Annotated in this window: 11 protein-coding genes; 3 read left to right on the top strand and 8 right to left on the bottom strand. The window is 54.5% G+C overall.

Annotation, left to right across the window (positions count from 1 at the left end; genetic code table 11):
* Positions 1-15 precede the first annotated feature (15 nt).
* Positions 16-2721 carry an HTH-type transcriptional regulator MalT gene (gene malT / locus OGX91_RS07995; RefSeq protein WP_286625902.1) on the bottom strand — a complete coding sequence of 902 codons (2706 nt, stop codon included), beginning with the start codon at positions 2719-2721 and terminating at the stop codon, positions 16-18.
* Positions 2722-3349: 628 nt separating this feature from the next.
* Here malT and malP point away from each other — a divergent pair.
* A complete protein-coding gene (gene malP, locus OGX91_RS07990) occupies positions 3350-5743 on the top strand; it encodes a maltodextrin phosphorylase (protein WP_286625901.1) in 2394 nt (797 codons plus the stop codon).
* Between the two features lie 9 nt (positions 5744-5752).
* Positions 5753-7840: a 4-alpha-glucanotransferase gene (malQ, locus tag OGX91_RS07985; protein WP_005121620.1), complete on the top strand. Its 2088-nt coding sequence runs from the start codon at positions 5753-5755 to the stop codon at positions 7838-7840.
* Between the two features lie 129 nt (positions 7841-7969).
* Here the strand turns inward: malQ and gntT are convergent, their stop codons facing one another.
* The 3 genes from gntT to gntX form a co-directional block, all read right to left on the bottom strand.
* Entirely contained in the window at positions 7970-9286 is a 1317-nt protein-coding gene (gene gntT, locus OGX91_RS07980; protein ID WP_003023507.1) for a gluconate transporter, read from the bottom strand.
* A gap of 368 nt (positions 9287-9654) precedes the next feature.
* On the bottom strand, positions 9655-10230 hold the full coding sequence (gene nfuA / locus OGX91_RS07975; RefSeq protein ID WP_005121621.1) for a Fe-S biogenesis protein NfuA: 576 nt from the start codon (positions 10228-10230) through the stop codon (positions 9655-9657).
* Between the two features lie 58 nt (positions 10231-10288).
* A complete protein-coding gene (gntX, locus tag OGX91_RS07970; protein ID WP_286625898.1) occupies positions 10289-10972 on the bottom strand; it encodes a DNA utilization protein GntX in 684 nt (227 codons plus the stop codon).
* 37 nt (positions 10973-11009) lie between these two features.
* On the opposite strand from gntX, the gene bioH reads away from it, so the two are divergent.
* Positions 11010-11789, top strand: a complete 780-nt coding sequence (gene bioH, locus OGX91_RS07965) for a pimeloyl-ACP methyl ester esterase BioH (protein WP_005121623.1) — start codon at positions 11010-11012, stop codon at positions 11787-11789.
* A gap of 90 nt (positions 11790-11879) precedes the next feature.
* On the opposite strand, the gene feoC is transcribed toward bioH, so the two are convergent.
* From feoC to OGX91_RS07945, 4 genes are all read right to left on the bottom strand, one after another.
* A complete protein-coding gene (gene feoC / locus OGX91_RS07960; protein WP_003023516.1) occupies positions 11880-12116 on the bottom strand; it encodes a [Fe-S]-dependent transcriptional repressor FeoC in 237 nt (78 codons plus the stop codon).
* Positions 12117-12127: 11 nt separating this feature from the next.
* Positions 12128-14446 carry a Fe(2+) transporter permease subunit FeoB gene (gene feoB, locus OGX91_RS07955; protein WP_188232006.1) on the bottom strand — a complete coding sequence of 773 codons (2319 nt, stop codon included), beginning with the start codon at positions 14444-14446 and terminating at the stop codon, positions 12128-12130.
* Positions 14447-14464: 18 nt separating this feature from the next.
* A complete protein-coding gene (feoA, locus tag OGX91_RS07950; protein ID WP_003023519.1) occupies positions 14465-14692 on the bottom strand; it encodes a ferrous iron transporter A in 228 nt (75 codons plus the stop codon).
* Between the two features lie 374 nt (positions 14693-15066).
* Positions 15067-17400: a Tex family protein gene (locus OGX91_RS07945; RefSeq protein ID WP_040231727.1), complete on the bottom strand. Its 2334-nt coding sequence runs from the start codon at positions 17398-17400 to the stop codon at positions 15067-15069.
* Positions 17401-17450 lie beyond the last annotated feature (50 nt).

Below are 17450 nucleotides of genomic sequence, written 5' to 3'. Positions count from 1 at the left end.
CGCATCAGGCGTTAACTAAACGCCATACCCCATCATTTTCAGCAGCTTCTGCGCATGTTGCACCGCATCCTGGCGGTGCGCCACGCCAAGCTTTTGGTACAAGTTGCGGATATGCGTCTTAATGGTCGTCGCGGCAACAGCCAGCTCACCGGCAATCTGCTCGTTGCTGTAGCCAGAATAAATCAGACCGAGAACCTGCCATTCACGCTGGGTCAGCGGGCTGGTACGGATCAGCTCCGGGACGTCCGGGTGGGTGAGCAGGCGTTCAACGAACCCTTCATCAAAGTGGGCGAATTTGTGGCGGTGATGCTGGTTAATCTCGCGCAAAATACGCTGCGCACGATGCTGTTCAAGTTCCGGTAATGTGTTGAGCTGAATCAGCTGGCGTAACTGCTGCGCCATGGCCTCGCCTTCGATCACAAAGTGGCTGATGAACCCGGTGCGGTTCGCCAGTTGCAGGGCGTCGAGCAACACCCGCTGTGCGTCATTTTTACGTCCCGCCTGCCAGTACAACTGGTTAAGCAGCAGCAGGTTACGGTTAAGATCGCTCATCAGGCGCAGGTTACGCGCATTTTCGTTTAGTTCTTCCAGCACAATCTCTGCCGGTTCAAACTCACCCAGCAGGATCTGCGCGCGGGCGATGTTACGCCACTGGCTTTGCAGGAAGTGGTTGTTAGCGAATTCTGGTTTCGGTGTGTGGCGCAGCCAGTTGGCGGCGGAGTTTTTGTCACCGACCATTTGCCAGTAAATGACGCGCACCTTATCGGCGTTGGAGATCCAGTCGCTGTGATAGTGGCCGTTGCCCAGCAGGTTTTCCAGACGGTTGAGCAGGCTACGCGCGTTGTCCAGATCGCCCCGCGCCAGCGAACACTGAACCAGCAGCGCCAGGCACTGAAGCTGTTGCTGCGGCTGGAAGGTTGCAAGCAGTTCAATGCCGCTACGGGCAGAGGCTTCTGATTCATCCAGACGCGCCCATGCCCACAGGAGTTGCGCCCGGATACGCACCAGAAACTCGTGCATCGGCAGCTGTTCCAGATGCTGCTCTTTAATCAGCTGGAACGCTTTTCCCTGTGTTTCCCAGGCGGCCTGTAAAAAGCCCTGGGCAAATAAAATTTCGCTTTGTTGGATCAGACTCCACAGCGCGTAATGCCAGACGTCATGGTGACGCGCCATTTGCTCTGTTTGTTGCATCAACGCCAGAGAACGCGTGAGATCGCCTTTACAGTGCAGAACCTCACCGTGCACTGACGTGGCAACGATGCGACTATAAAACCAGGCAATCGGTAATTCATCCAGCGCCAGTTTTGCCAGACGTTCTGCCTCGTCCGGGTTGCCGTCGTTAATCGCTACCTGCGCACGTAAAGCGTTAAATTCGGCATGTAGCGTCTGTTCCATATCGCCTTTCATTTCCTGCTCTGCGCGAGCCAGCAGGGTGTTAACTTCGCTGTAGCGGTGTTGGCTTTGCATCAGCCAGGCCTGCAGCAGCACCAGGCGTGGATTTTCCAGCAGGCTTTCCCACGGCAGGGCTTTCAATGACTCTTCAAGTAATGCCAGTTCGCTGTGGTTAAACAGCCCCCACGCATGATTGAGCAGAATGTCGCGCAGCATATGGGCGTCACCTGCCGCCAGCGCGTGGTGGATGGCTTCGGTCGGAAAACCTTGCGCCATCCAGCTTTCAGCAGCGGCGCGGTGTATTTCGGGAAGTTCGGTAGCTAACTCCCACTGACAACGCTGGCGTAAAAAGCTGCCAAATAGCGGGTGATAGCTAAACCATTCGCCGACATCATCCATCCGCTGCAGGAATAATCCCTGGCGCTCAATTTCCTCCAGCCGCATTTGGCCGTTTTCTTCGCCCGTGACCCGAACAATCAGCGCATCGTTCATCGAGCGCAGGATGGCGCTTTTTAGCAGGAAATGGCGGGTTCCGATATCGACGCTGTCCAGGACTTCATCGACCAGATAATCGGATAAATGGCTGGCGTTGATGCCGGCCAGACGTCGTGCCGACTGGTGGGCGGAATGGTTGTTCTGACGGGCAGATAAGGCGATCAGCTGTAGCGCCGTGGCCCAGCCTGCAACGTCATCGCACATGCGGCTACTTTCCGCAGCCTCAATTGGGGAGGACAGGCGACGGTCAAAGAATTGTTTGGCTTCCTGGTGGTTAAAGGCCAACTGCTGGCTGCCGATTTCCAGCAGTTGATCGCGTACGCGCAGGTTGGCAATGCCCAGTTGCGGTAGGTTACGCGACAGCACGACTAGCGTCAGATTCTCCGGCTGATGGCGCAGGAAAAAACGCATCGCTTCGTGGATGGCTGGATTGGAGATCAGATGATAATCATCCACGACCAGATAGAGTGGACGATGCCACTCCGCCAGTTCAATGAACAGCTGGGCAAACAGTGAAGTCAGGCTGACATACTGGCGTTTTTGCACCATGGCTTCGCTGGTGGTGCAGTGCCCACCGGTCGCCTGTTGGATTGCCGCAATCAAATAGCTGGCGAAGCGCTCTTGCTGGTTATCGCCTTCATCCAGGGAGTACCAGCCTAATTCGTTCTTCCCCGCCGCCCATTGTGAAACAAGCGTTGTTTTTCCATAACCAGCCGGACTTGTTATCAGGGCAAGCCTGAAATTGTTCGCGCCGGAAAGTTTAGCCAGCAGGCGCTCACGAACCACCGTATGGTCGAGTCGAACCGGACGACTTAATTTAGACGGAATCAACATAAGTTAGTCACTTCACTGTGTGAATATGGGGGAAAATGATTTTTTTTGCGCTTCGTAATTAATAGATATAAGGTCGGCCAGAACGGGATTTATTGCAAGCTAAGCGGACTTTTTGTGTGTCTGATTTTGCACTATGTCACAAATCTATACATCTATTGCAATAATTGTTTTAAAGAGTCGCAACAGGCATGGTAACTGGATCCAGCGTTATTTTTACGGGGTGGAATAACTCCTCTTTTTTTATGTGGTTACTGTACTGATGAATAAAAGTCGATGAATTTTGTGCTCGACTTAAAACTTTCATGTGAAATATTTCAAGCAGAATGTGTATTTCAGGTTAGAAACTATTTCTCCGTTTACATATTTTTTCTAAATGTCATCTTCCTGTTTGATAATGTCTGGATAATCTCTTTTGATTAATGCGAAAACCGCGATGCATTTCAGGGGTATGCGGAGAGCCTGCGTATTTCTCAGCCATAATACCCCTCTTAAAGTGGCGGCGATCACATTTTAACGCTCATCCCCGCTCCTCCTCCCTGCCTAATCCCTGCCAGGATGAGGAAGGTCAACAACGAGCCAGGCAAACTAGCGATAACGTTGTTTTATTACCTAAGGATCTGGAACCCCTATGTCACAGCCTACTTTCAACAAAGATCAATTTCAGGCTGCCCTGACGCGTCAGTGGCAGCGCTTCGGTTTACTGTCGGCTCAAGAAATGACGTCGCGCCAGTGGTGGCAGGCCGTGAGTGGAGCGCTGGCTGAGTTACTCAGCGCCCAGCCTGCGGTGAAACCGGCAAAAAATCAGCGCCATGTTAACTACATCTCAATGGAGTTTTTGATTGGCCGTCTGACTGGGAACAACTTGCTCAACCTCGGCTGGTATCAGGCGGTGAGCGATGAGCTGAAAGCGCATGACGTCAACCTGACCGACCTGCTGGAAGAAGAAACCAATCCGGCGTTGGGTAACGGTGGATTGGGGCGTCTGGCAGCCTGCTTCCTTGATTCGATGGCAACGGTTGGCCAGTCGGCGACGGGCTATGGCCTCAACTACCAGTACGGCCTGTTCCGTCAGTCCTTTACCGATGGGCAACAGATGGAAGCCCCGGACGACTGGCATCGCGGCAGCTACCCGTGGTTTCGCCACAATGAAGCACTGGATGTGCAAGTCGGCATTGGCGGCAAGGTCACCAAAGATGGGTGCTGGGAGCCTGGATTCACCATCACCGGTCAGGCATGGGATCTGCCGGTACTGGGCTACCGCAACGGCGTGGCACAGCCGCTGCGTCTGTGGCAGGCCAGCCACGCGCACCCGTTTAACCTGACCAAATTTAACGACGGTGATTTCCTGCGCGCCGAGCAGCAGGGGATCGACGCCGAAAAACTCACTAAAGTGCTGTACCCGAACGATAACCATACGGCAGGTAAAAAGCTGCGCCTGATGCAGCAGTACTTCCAGTGTGCCTGCTCCGTGGCAGACATTCTGCGCCGTCATCATCTGGCGGGACGTAAACTGCACGAACTGGCCGACTACGAAGTTATTCAACTGAACGACACCCACCCGACTATTGCGATCCCTGAACTGCTGCGCGTGCTGATCGATGAACACCAGATGAGCTGGGACGATGCCTGGGCGATCACCAGCAAAACGTTTGCTTACACCAACCATACTCTGATGCCCGAAGCGCTTGAGTGCTGGGATGAGAAACTGGTGAAAGCGCTGCTGCCGCGTCATATGCAAATCATCAAAGAGATTAATGACCGCTTTAAGAAACTGGTCGATAAAACCTGGCCAGGCGATGCCGCCGTTTGGGCGAAGCTGGCGGTGGTGTACAACAAACAAGTGCGCATGGCGAATATGTGCGTAGTCAGCGGCTTTGCGGTTAATGGTGTGGCGGCGCTGCACTCTGATCTGGTGGTGAAAGATCTGTTCCCTGAATATCACCAACTGTGGCCGAACAAATTCCATAACGTCACCAATGGGATTACCCCACGTCGCTGGATTAAGCAGTGCAACCCGGCGCTGGCCGCGCTGCTGGATAAATCGCTGAAAAAAGAGTGGGCCAACGATTTAGACCAACTGATTAACCTGGAAAAATACGCCGACGATGCGACATTCCGTCAGCAGTATCGTGACATCAAGCTGGCGAACAAAGCGCGGCTGGTGAAGTTTATTAAAGCGCGTACCGGCATTGAGATAACGACTAACGCTATCTTTGATATTCAGATTAAGCGCCTGCATGAGTACAAACGCCAGCACCTGAACCTGTTGCATATTCTGGCATTGTACAAAGAAATCCGTGAAAACCCGCAGGCGGATCGTGTACCGCGCGTATTCCTGTTTGGGGCGAAAGCGGCTCCGGGTTACTACCTGGCGAAGAACATCATTTTCGCCATAAACAAGGTAGCGGAAACCATCAATAATGACCCGAAAGTTGGCGATAAGTTGAAGGTCGTGTTCCTGCCGGATTACTGCGTCTCGGCGGCGGAAATGCTGATCCCGGCGGCGGATATCTCTGAGCAAATCTCAACCGCAGGGAAAGAGGCTTCCGGTACCGGTAATATGAAACTGGCGCTGAACGGCGCGTTAACGGTGGGTACGCTGGATGGCGCTAACGTCGAAATCGCTGAGAAGGTGGGCGATGAGAATATCTTTATCTTTGGCCACACGGTGGAAGAGGTGAAGGCGCTGAAAGCGAAAGGCTATGATCCGGTGAAATGGCGTAAGAAAGACAAAGTGCTGGATGCGATTCTGAAGGAGCTTGAAAGCGGTAAATACAGCGACGGCGATAAACATGCTTTTGACCAGATGCTGCACAGTATCGGCAAGCTGGGCGGTGACCCGTATCTGGTGATGGCGGACTTCGCGGCCTATGTTGAGGCGCAGAAGCACGTTGATGTGTTGTATCGTGACCAGGATGCCTGGACGCGGGCGGCGATCCTGAATACCGCGCGCTGCGGTATGTTCAGTTCAGATCGCTCCATCCGCGATTATCAGGCGCGTATCTGGCAGGCGAAACGCTAAGGAATCGCGATGGAAAGCAAACGTCTGGATAATGCCGCGCTGGCGGCGGGGATCAGCCCCAATTACATTAACGCTCACGGTAAACCGCAGTCTATTGGTGCCGAAACCAAACGGCGTTTGCTTGACGCCATGCATCGCACCACCGCTGCTACTCAGGTGGCGGTAACTCCGGTGCCGAATGTCATGGTGTATACCGCGGGTAAGAAAATGCCGCTGGCGGTTGAGGGTAGCGGGGAGTTTAGCTGGCTGCTGACCACTGAAGATGGCGTACAGCACAAAGGGCATGCCATCGGCGGCAAATCTTTTCACCTTCCGACGAAACTGCCGGAGGGCTATCACACACTGACATTGACGCAGGGCGAGCTGCGCACCCACTGTCGAGTCATTGTGGCGCCAAGGCGCTGCTATGAACCGCAGGCGCTGCTGGAGGGGAAAAAACTGTGGGGCGCGTGCGTTCAGCTCTACACCCTGCGTTCAGAGAAAAACTGGGGAATTGGCGACTTTGGCGATCTCCGTACCATGCTGGTGGACGTGGCGAAACGCGGTGGGGCGTTTATCGGTCTTAATCCGATTCATGCGTTGTATCCGGCGAACCCGGAGAGCGCCAGTCCGTACAGTCCGTCTTCGCGCCGCTGGTTGAACGTCATATATATCGACGTCAACGCAGTGGAAGATTTTCATCTGAGCAAAGAGGCGCAAAGCTGGTGGCTGAAGCCTACAACTCAGCAAACCCTGCAACGCGCGCGGGATGCCGAGTGGGTTGATTATTCTGCCGTTACCGCACTGAAGATGACCGCGCTGCGCATGGCGTGGAAAGGCTTCTCCGCTCGTGACGACGAGCAGATGGCAGCATTTCGCCAGTTTGTGACTCAGCAAGGCGACAGCCTGTACTGGCAGGCAGCCTTTGATGCGCTGCATGCGCATCAGGTGAAAGAGGATGCGTTGCGCTGGGGATGGCCGGTGTGGCCGGAAGCTTTTCAGTCGGTAGATTCGCCGGAGGTCAAACAGTTCTGCGCAGAGCATCGTGATGAGGTGGATTTCTACCTGTGGCTGCAGTGGCTGGCGTATACCCAATTTGCGGATTGTTGGGAAACCAGTCAGGGCTTTGCCATGCCGATTGGGTTGTATCGTGATCTGGCGGTTGGCGTGGCCGAAGGTGGGTCAGAGACCTGGTGTGACCGTGAACTGTATTGTCTGAAAGCCTCAGTTGGCGCGCCGCCGGATATTCTTGGGCCGCTTGGGCAAAACTGGGGGCTGCCGCCGATGGATCCGCACATCATCACGGCACGGGCCTACGAACCGTTTATCGAACTGCTGCGTGCCAATATGCAGAACTGCGGCGCGCTGCGCATCGATCATGTGATGTCGATGCTGCGTCTGTGGTGGATCCCCTACGGTGAAACTGCCGATCATGGCGCTTACGTGCATTATCCGGTCGATGACCTGCTTTCAATTCTGGCGCTGGAAAGTAAACGCCATCACTGCATGGTAATTGGTGAGGATCTGGGTACTGTGCCCGTGGAGATCGTCAGCAAGCTGCGCGACAGCGGCGTGTACTCCTACAAAGTGCTCTATTTTGAGAATGACCATGAGAAAAACTTCCGTGCGCCGCAAGCGTACCCGGAACAATCAATGGCAGTCGCGGCGACGCATGACCTTCCTACGCTTAAAGGTTATTGGGACAGCGGCGACCTGACATTGGGTAAAGCGCTGGGGCTGTATCCGGATGAGGTTGTGCTGCGAGGGTTGTATCAGGATCGGGAACTGGCGAAACAGGGGCTGCTGGATGCACTGCATAAGTACGGTTGTCTGCCAAAACGTGCCGGGCATAAGGCATCGCTGATGTCGATGACGCCGATCCTCAATCGCGGCATGCAACGCTACATCGCTGACAGCAACAGTGCACTCCTGGGTCTGCAACCGGAAGACTGGCTGGATATGGCGGAACCGGTCAATATTCCGGGCACCAGCGATCAGTACAAAAACTGGCGGCGTAAGCTTACCGCCACGCTGGAGCAGATGTTTGCCGATGAGGGCGTGAACAAACTGATTAAGGATTTGGATAAGCGGCGAAAAGCAGCCGCGAAGAAGAAGTAAAAAAGCCGGGGATTCCCCGGCTTTTTTATGGTGATAGCTCGTAGGCCGATAAGCGCAGCGCCATCAGGCAATTCTGGCGCATATTGCCGGATGGCGGCTTTGCCTTATCCGGCCTACAAGCCGTCTCGATTAAACCACCATACCCAGCAGCAGACACCCTACCAGACCGCAGACGGAGATAATGGTTTCCAGCATTGACCATGACTTGATGGTTTCACCGATGGTCAGGTTGAAGTACTCCTTGAACAGCCAGAAGCCAGGATCGTTCACGTGGGAGAAAATGACAGAACCGGAACCGACTGCGATAACCATCAGCTCAGGGCTTACGCCGGTGGTTGCAATCAGCGGCGCCACAATCCCACCTGCGGTGATTGCTGCAACGGTTGCTGAACCCAGTGCGATACGCAGAACCGCCGCAATAGACCATGCCATCAGCAGTGGAGACACGTTAGAGCCGTGCATCATTGAAGCGATGTATTTGTCGACGCCGCTATCAACCAGGACCTGTTTGAAGGCACCGCCACCACCGATGATCAACAGCATCATCGCGATAATTTTGATTGAGGACACCAGCGTGTCGTTAATCTGATCCATCGAACGCCCACGGTTCAGACCAAACGTGAACATCGCAATCAGCACCGCGATAAGCGTTGCCATAACCGGGTCACCGAGGAATTCTGCAACCGTCAGGAAAGCATGTCCTTTCGGCAGAATCATCTCCGCCACGGCGCGCATTGCCATCAGGATCACCGGTACCAGAGAGGTCCAGACGCTGACGCCAAAGCCCGGCATTTCTTCTTCAGTGAAGGTTTTCGCGCTGTACAGACCTTCCGGGATTGGCTTATCGATGCCTTTCAGGAAACGTGCGTACACCGGACCTGCGAGAATGACGGTCGGGATTGCCAGAATCGTGCCAAACAGCAGGGTTTTACCCATATCGGCGTGGAAAATGGTAGCGATAGCGGTTGGACCCGGGTGCGGCGGCAGGAAGCCGTGCGTTACGGACAGCGCCGCAGCCATCGGCACACCAACGTACAGCAGCGGAATATTCGCAGCAGCAGCGATGGTGAATACCAGCGGTAGCATCAGCACGAAGCCAACTTCGTAGAACAGGGCAAAACCAACGGTGAAGCCAGTTAATACCACCGCCCACTGAATATGTTTCTTGCCGAATTTAGCAATCAGCGTGGTCGCAATGCGCTGCGCGCCGCCGCAGTCTGCCAACATTTTGCCCAGCATGGCGCCAAAACCCATAATCAGGGCGAGGCTGCCAAGGGTTCCGCCGACACCGGCTTTAATAGAACCAATGACTTTATCCAGTGGCATCCCTTGCATCAATCCGACAGCAAGCGCCACCAGGACGAGAGCGATGAAACCGTTCATTTTGAAACGGATCATCAGGAGGAGTAACAAGATTACACCGATAGCAACGATGACTAATGGCATGATTTACCTGGCCTTTGCTTTGTTATGGGTAACGTCAGTGTTTAGATGACAAATTCTGATTGTCCCGACCGGGAACAGCGTATTCACAGCACCAATGCTGATTGCCCGTAAAACTAATCTGTTTAGCTGGCTGTTATGTGCGTCTTGGGTGCTGATACGAATGATACGGGTAACATGCTGCACTTGAAAATCACCTGGACATGCAAAATTTAAATTATGAGAGGCTGGTCAAATTATGAGGGGGATTATTACAGGATACGTGCAGAGAAATGTAAGGGCGTAGGCCGGATAAAGCGTTTACGCTGCCATCCGGCATCGATGCCCGGTGGCGACGCGGATGCGTCTTACCGGGCCTACAAGTCTGGTCGTTAGTAGTAAGAGTGCTCGCCACGCTGGTGTTCGGTTAAATCGCGAACGCCTTTCAGTTCAGGGAATTCAGCCAGCAGCTGCTTCTCGATACCTTCTTTCAGCGTCACATCGACCATTGAACAACCGTTACAGCCGCCGCCAAACTGCAGAATGGCGAAGCCTTCATCGGTAATTTCCATCAGGGAGACACGGCCACCGTGGCCTGCCAGCTGTGGGTTGATCTGTGATTGCAGCATGTACTCCACGCGTTCCATCAGCGGCGCATCATCGGCAACTTTGCGCATTTTGGCGTTCGGTGCTTTCAGCGTCAGCTGAGAACCTAATTGGTCAGTGACGAAATCGATTTCTGCATCTTCCAGATACGGTGCGCTCAGTTCATCAACATATGCGGTCAGCAGGTCAAATTTAATGGCGGTGTCGGTTGCTTCCACGGCGTCCGGCGGACAATAAGAAACGCCGCATTCAGCGTTAGGCGTGCCGGGATTGATCACAAATACACGGATTTGTGTCCCTTCTTCCTGATTTGCCAGCAGTTTGGCAAAGTGCGCTTGTGCAGCATCGGAAATATGGATCATAGTAATGGCCTAATAGTTGACTATTTTACTCGGTTATAATACGCCCATCATCGAGGCTCTACAAGGTTCGACACAGGCACCATACCTGGACAGTCGCCGCGCCGTTGCGTAAAAGCAGCTGCGCGATTTCCGCGACGGTACTTCCGGTAGTGACGACATCATCCACAATAACCATATGGAGTCCCTGCACCGGCAATTCAAGGCGAAAGGCGTTTTTCAGGTTACGTTTACGCAATCGGGCGCTGAGATGGTGCTGGGTGGCGGTTGCCCGAACCCGCGAGATGGTCCGGCTGTCCCAGTCGCAGCCCAGCCAGCGCGCCAGGTGGCGACACAGTAATTCGCTCTGATTAAACCCCCTGCGCCAGTGCCGGCGTTGCCAGAGCGGGACGCTGACCAGCCTGTCCGGCGGGGGAAGACCGCTGACGCGCCGGGCCCGTAATACTTCCAGCAACAGCAAACGTGAAAGGGCGGAGGCCATTTCACTGCGTCGCGAAAACTTGAACTGGTGGATAAGTCCGCTCAACGGCGGAACATAGTTGCTGACGGTGACCAGGCGCTGCCACGGCGGTGGTTTTTGTAGGCAACGTCCGCAGGGAACGACATCGTGGGCGGCAGGGAGTCCGCATTGAGGGCAAAGGCTGACGTGCTGACGCGTTGCCCGTGCGCAGACTGAACAGATCCCCCAATGCCCTAACGTCAGGGGCATTCGGCATAGCCAGCACAATCCCGGTACTGTTAGCATAGAAACATCCTGTTAGGCTAAAAGAGAACAATAACTGATGAATGACATCTGGTGGCAGACCCAGGGTTCGGGAAATTGCCATCTTGTGCTACTGCACGGATGGGGACTGAATGCGCAAGTGTGGCATTGCATAAGCGAGGAACTGAGCTCGCATTTCACGCTGCATCTTGTCGACTTACCAGGATTTGGCCGCAGCCAGGGTTTCGGCGCGATGTCGCTGGAAGAGATGGCTGAGCGAGTATTAAAACAGGCACCGGAGAAAGCTATTTGGCTCGGCTGGAGTCTGGGTGGTCTGGTGGCGAGCCAGGTCGCATTGACCCATCCTGAGCGCGTTCAGGCGCTGGTGACTGTGGCATCTTCCCCTTGCTTTAGCGCGCGCGAGGAGTGGCCAGGCATCAAGCCAGACGTGCTGGCAGGTTTCCAGCAGCAGTTGAGCGAAGATTTTCAGCGTACGGTGGAGCGTTTTCTGGCGTTGCAAACGATGGGCACGGAAACCGCCCGTCAGGATGCGCGAGCGCTGAAGAAAACGGTGTTGGCATTACCCATGCCGAACGTCGAAGTGCTCAATGGCGGACTGGAGATCCTGAAAACGGTCGATTTGCGTGAGCCATTGTGCTCGGTGGAAATGCCTTTCCTGCGGTTGTACGGTTATCTTGACGGGTTGGTTCCGCGCAAAGTCGTCCCGATGCTCGATGCCCTGTGGCCGCAGAGCGAGTCACTGGTGTTTGCCAAAGCGGCGCATGCGCCGTTTATCTCGCATCCTGCCGAGTTTTGCGCAGCGCTGGTGGCGTTAAAACAGAAACTGAATTGTTTCTAAAGTAACGGATATCTGCATAAACGAGTTATCCGGCCTGAACATTTGCAGTTATTTGTAGGCCGGATAAGCGTAGCGCCATCCGGCATCAAACTAGCGCAAAGCCCACCACTCGCGCAGACAGGCTTTACCTTCCGGGCAACTTTTGCAGCTTCCGGAGAGACACCCGTCGGCATCTTCCTGAATCCGCACGGCTTTACCCATCTTTTCTAACTGATTCAGCATGGCGTCAATCATCGGCTGCGGGGTGTGCAGCGTGTGGCTAATTTGTGTTGCCTCCATGCGCCCCCGCAAAGCCAATAAATCACGAACCTGAATAAGCGATGCCATTGTCGATAACCTTAGTGGCAATCGCCAGTGGTGCTGGAGCAGCAGGAACTTGCCGTTCGGTTGGTCGCCAGCAGTGCGAGGTCTACGCGGCTACGAGCCCGACGCAGCAGGCCCAGCAACACGATGTTAAACAGGATGACCGCTAAAATGCACACCAGGCTGTAGGTCGGGTGTTCTTTGTAGCTAACCGTCTGATAAAACAGCGTTGACAGCGAATAAGCGATATTGAGCCCCCACAGAACCGAGAAGCCCATCCAGCCACGGCTGGATTCGCGTGCGATAGCGCCCATCACTGAAATGCACGGCACATACAGCAGCACGAAAATCAGGTAGCTGTACGCGGCGGCGGCGCTGCCAAATTTCTCGCCCATCACACCCATTGCGCCCGTCGCCATTTCACCGTCGCCCTTGCTGGCTTCGATAGGGTTAGCCAGTACGCTCAGGCTGAAGGTGTCTTTCAGGCTTTGCCAGGTTTCATCCACCGCACCGAGCAGCTCGTCGCCAAGGTGGAAATCTGCCGGATTGAACTCTTCTTCCTGAATGTTTTCTGCGGTATAGAGCGTGTTCAACGTACCCACCACCACTTCTTTCGCCATCGCGCCGGTGAACAAACCTACGGTTGCCTGCCAGTTATCTTCGTGAACGCCAATCGGTTTAAACACAGGGGTAATAACACGGCTAACGGAGGCCAGAGCAGAGTCGTTGATGTTGTCGACGATTTTTCCGCTGAGCGAGAAGCTGTTAAACGCGCTGAGGAAAATGCTGACGATGATGATGACTTTACCCGCACGCAGAACGAAGCCTTTCAGGCGTTGCCAGGTCTGAATGATCAGACTCTTGATGTGCGGCACGTGGTACACCGGCAGCTCCATCACGAACGGCGTTGCTTCACCACGCATGATGGTGTGTTTGAGCATCAGACCGGTCAACACCGCCATCACGATACCCAGCACGTACAGCGAGAAGACCGCCAGCGCGCCGTTCTGACCAAAGAACGCCGCGGCAAAGACGGCGAAAATCGCCAGACGTGCGCCGCAGGACATAAACGGCGCCATCATGATGGTCATCAGACGTTCACGCGGGGCGTCCAGCGTACGTGCGCCCATCACGGACGGTACATTACAGCCAAAGCCGACGATCAGCGGGACAAATGATTTGCCCGGCAGTCCCAGCGCCTGCATCAGACGATCCATCACAAACGCGGCGCGCGCCATGTAGCCGGAGTCTTCGAGGAAGGAGAGGAACAGATACATCATGCCGATTTGCGGTACCAGCGGCAGGACGGTGTTAATCCCGCCGCCAAGCCCCTGTGCGAGGAAGATAGTGAGCCAGTCCGGGAAGTGCAGCGTGTAGCCAATCCACTGAATACCATGGATAAAGATCGCCACGGAGCCGACGTCAAACAACGGTTGCAGCGCACCGCCAATGTTGATGGCGAGCAGGAACATCAGGTACATCACGAACAGAAAAATCGGCAGACCGAGGAAGCGGTTAAGGACGATTTTATCTACTGCGGTGGTGAAGCGGCTGGGTTCTGCGGTCAGGGTGTTGCTGACGGTATCGCAGATAGCGGCAATACACTGGTAACGGGCATCGGCAATATGCAGCGCCGGATCGTCCATCGTTTCGCTCAGACGAGCAACGGCAGCATCCAGGTTTTGTGCGGCATCACCGGCGTAAGCGCGGCTGTAAATATCGCCTTCCAGCATCTGCAGGCCCAGCCAGCGGCGCTGTTTCAGTGGCATGTCTTTGGTCATTGCATCGGCGAGGGAGTCCGCTTCCTGCAACAACGGCTGGGCATAATGGACCAGCTCGACGGTGTCGTTTTCCTTGTAGCGATCAATCGCCAGCTTCAGCGCTTCAATACCACGCGCACGGGTGGAAACCAGTGGCACTACCGGGCAGCCAAGACGAGCAGAAAGGGCGTCGATATCGATACGGATTTGCTGCTTCTCAGCAATGTCCAGCATGTTCAGCGCGACGATGCAGGGGATGCCCAACTCAAGCAGTTGCAACGTCAGGTAGAGGTTGCGTTCAAGGTTTGACGCATCGACCACGTTGATCAACAGATCCGCATCACCGCTTAAAATGTAGTGGCAGGCAATTTGCTCATCGAGCGACGTCTGCGATGAGATCGTCGTCAGTGAATAGGTACCGGGTAAGTCGACCAGCGTGACCTGATGGTCTGTGGTCGCGAAATGGCCCTCTTTACGCTCGACGGTCACACCAGCCCAGTTACCCACACGCTGGCGTGCACCGGTGAGCTGGTTAAATAAGGTTGTCTTGCCGGAATTAGGATTACCAATTAAACCAATGGTTAATTTTTTCATTTTTATAGACTCACTGTATTAACAGGAAACCGCTTCCACTTCTAATAACGCCAGATCTTTCTTACGCAATACCAGACTTACGCGACGTGTTTCGATATGGATAGGATCGCCGAGCGGGGCGACGCGTACCACGTTGAAGGAGGAGCCGGGCAGCATGCCAAGTGACAACAGTTTCTGACGATAAGCCGGGCTGATTTCACGGGCAAAGCCGGTAATTTTCCACGCACTGTCAGGAGTGAATTGCATAGGGACCTACTTATATCTCGCTAACTGGATGATTACCTCATGGGGCGACAGGGCGGCATGAGACCAGATGATTAGCCAACGTAAGGAAAGAGTAAATAATCAACAAAACAATGATAATGAGAATGGTTTCTATCATCAATAGAATAAATGTGACGGAATGTGGAATTAGATAATAATTTGCGCCAATTTTGATATGCCTCAACATTTATTCTGGTTTGGAACGAATGATTCGTGAAGGTAATTATTGAGAATCTTAATGTTTAATTAAAGTTTCATCTGTTAATAAAGTGATAAATATATTGTGGTGAAAAGCGGGGAATATATTAAATATGCCGGATAAGGTATTGACACCGTCATCCGGCACAAAGGTCACACTAGCGTTTTTTACCCATTGCCGCCGCCAGCGCATCCATCATCGCGCTGTTGCCCGCGGGTTGAGCGTCACGACCGCGAGGTTTTACGGCTTTCGGTGCCGGGCGATTGCCCTGAGCGCGATCGTTGTTCCCGCCGCCGCGACGCGCATTGGTTTCACCCGGCTGCTCGTCCAGACGCATGGTCAGCGCGATACGCTTACGTTGCAGGTCAACTTCCAGCACTTTCACCTTCACAATGTCACCCGCTTTCACCACGGTGTGTGGATCGTCGACGAACTTATTCGACAGCGAAGAGATATGCACCAGACCGTCCTGGTGAACGCCGATATCCACAAACGCGCCGAAATTGGTGACGTTGGTGACCGCCCCTTCCAGAATCATTCCTGGCAGCAGGTCGTTCATGGTTTCAACGCCATCAGCAAACTGCGCGGTTTTGAATTCAGGACGCGGGTCACGACCTGGTTTTTCCAGCTCTTTGATGATGTCGGTGACAGTTGGTACCCCGAATCGTTCGTCGGTAAAATCGGCGGCTTTCAGATTGCGCAGTTCGTCGCTGTTGCCCATCAGGTCACGCAGCGATTGTTCGGTTGCTGCCAGAATGCGTTCCACTATCGGGTAGGCTTCCGGGTGAACCGTGGAAGCATCCAGCGGGTTATCGCCGTGGTTGATACGCAGGAAGCCCGCGCACTGTTCAAAGGCTTTTGGCCCCAGACGGCTGACTTTCAGCAACTGCTGACGGTTCTGGAACTGGCCGTTCTCATCACGCCAGGCGACGATGTTTTGCGCCATCATGCGCGTCAGGCCGGCAACGCGGGTCAGCAGGGGGACGGAGGCTGTGTTCAGATCGACGCCGACGGCATTTACGCAGTCTTCCACCACCGCATCCAGCTTACGGGCAAGCTGGGTCTGGCTAACGTCGTGCTGATACTGACCCACGCCGATAGATTTCGGATCGATTTTCACCAGCTCAGCCAGCGGGTCCTGCAGACGACGGGCGATAGACACCGCGCCACGCAATGACACGTCGAGATCCGGGAACTCCTGTGCCGCCAGCTCGGAAGCAGAGTAAACCGATGCCCCGGCTTCACTGACGATCACTTTCTGTGCGGTCACTTGCGGGAATTGCTTCTGTACATCGAGGAAGAAACGCTCGGTTTCACGCGACGCCGTACCGTTACCAATCGCCACCAGCTCTACGTGGTATTTCTCACATAACGCCGCAACGGCAACGGCGGCTTTGGCAGCCTGACCGGTATGTGGATAAATAGTGTCGGTGGCGACCAGCTTGCCGGTACCGTCAACAACCGCCACTTTTACACCGGTACGCAGACCGGGATCGAGGCCCATGGTGGCGCGCAGACCCGCAGGCGCGGCCATCAGCAGATCGTGCAGGTTACGGGCAAAGACGTTAATGGCCTCATCTTCCGCACGTTCACGCACGGTGCCCATCAGTTCGGTTTCGAGGTGCATCAGTACCTTAATGCGCCATGTCCAGCTGACAACGCCTTTACGCCAGCTGTCTGCTGGTGCGTTGTTCAGGCGCAGGCCCAGATGATCGCGGATTATCTGCTCGCCGTGGCTCTCTTTTGGCGGCTCATCAAACTGTGGATCGGCATTCAGAGAAAGCTGTAGCACGCCTTCGTTACGCCCACGGAACATGGCCAGCGCACGGTGAGAAGGAACGGTGGAGATCGGCTCATGGTGATCGAAGTAATCGCGGAATTTTGCACCTTCTTCTTCTTTCCCGCTCACCACAGTGGAGACCAGATGGGCATTTTTCCACAGGTAGTCACGGACTTTTGCCAGCAGGGCGGCATCTTCGGCAAAGCGCTCCATCAGGATGTAGCGCGCGCCGTCGAGAGCGGCTTTGGTATCCGCCACGCCGTTTTCGGCATTGAGATATTTAGCGGCTTCGGTTTCCGGGTCGTGAGACGGCTCGTTCCACAGCAGATCCGCCAGAGGCTCAAGACCTGCTTCAATGGCGATTTGTCCACGGGTACGGCGTTTAGGTTTGTACGGCAGGTAGAGGTCTTCGAGTTCGGTCTTACTTAACGTGCCGTTGATTGCCTTCGCCAGGTCGTCGGTCAGTTTGCCTTGCTCGCCGATAGATTTCAGGATCGCCTGACGGCGGTCTTCCAGTTCCCGCAGATATCCCAGACGGGTTTCCAGATTACGCAGCTGCGTGTCATCCAGACCGCCGGTGATTTCCTTACGATAACGTGCGATAAACGGCACGGTGTTCCCTTCATCAAGCAGGCGAACGGCAGCTTCTACCTGTTCAGCACGAGCCTGAATTTCACCTGCGATAATGCGGCAGAAAGAATCATTCATCATGGATAGCTTCGTCTATAGGATAAAAAATCAGGGGATAGTTATACGGACTG

This window comes from Citrobacter sp. Cpa228, assembly GCF_030333085.1.
Taxonomy (GTDB): domain Bacteria; phylum Pseudomonadota; class Gammaproteobacteria; order Enterobacterales; family Enterobacteriaceae; genus Citrobacter; species Citrobacter pasteurii.
This window is presented reverse-complemented; position numbering and strand designations above follow the sequence as displayed.

Coding starts and splice junctions, on each gene's coding strand:
- malT (WP_286625902.1), bottom strand. CDS start 2,721: ATGTTGATTCCGTCTAAATTAAGTCGTCCGGTTCGACTCGACCATACG.
- malP (WP_286625901.1), top strand. CDS start 3,350: ATGTCACAGCCTACTTTCAACAAAGATCAATTTCAGGCTGCCCTGACG.
- malQ (WP_005121620.1), top strand. CDS start 5,753: ATGGAAAGCAAACGTCTGGATAATGCCGCGCTGGCGGCGGGGATCAGC.
- gntT (WP_003023507.1), bottom strand. CDS start 9,286: ATGCCATTAGTCATCGTTGCTATCGGTGTAATCTTGTTACTCCTCCTG.
- nfuA (WP_005121621.1), bottom strand. CDS start 10,230: ATGATCCATATTTCCGATGCTGCACAAGCGCACTTTGCCAAACTGCTG.
- gntX (WP_286625898.1), bottom strand. CDS start 10,972: ATGCTAACAGTACCGGGATTGTGCTGGCTATGCCGAATGCCCCTGACG.
- bioH (WP_005121623.1), top strand. CDS start 11,010: ATGAATGACATCTGGTGGCAGACCCAGGGTTCGGGAAATTGCCATCTT.
- feoC (WP_003023516.1), bottom strand. CDS start 12,116: ATGGCATCGCTTATTCAGGTTCGTGATTTATTGGCTTTGCGGGGGCGC.
- feoB (WP_188232006.1), bottom strand. CDS start 14,446: ATGAAAAAATTAACCATTGGTTTAATTGGTAATCCTAATTCCGGCAAG.
- feoA (WP_003023519.1), bottom strand. CDS start 14,692: ATGCAATTCACTCCTGACAGTGCGTGGAAAATTACCGGCTTTGCCCGT.
- OGX91_RS07945 (WP_040231727.1), bottom strand. CDS start 17,400: ATGATGAATGATTCTTTCTGCCGCATTATCGCAGGTGAAATTCAGGCT.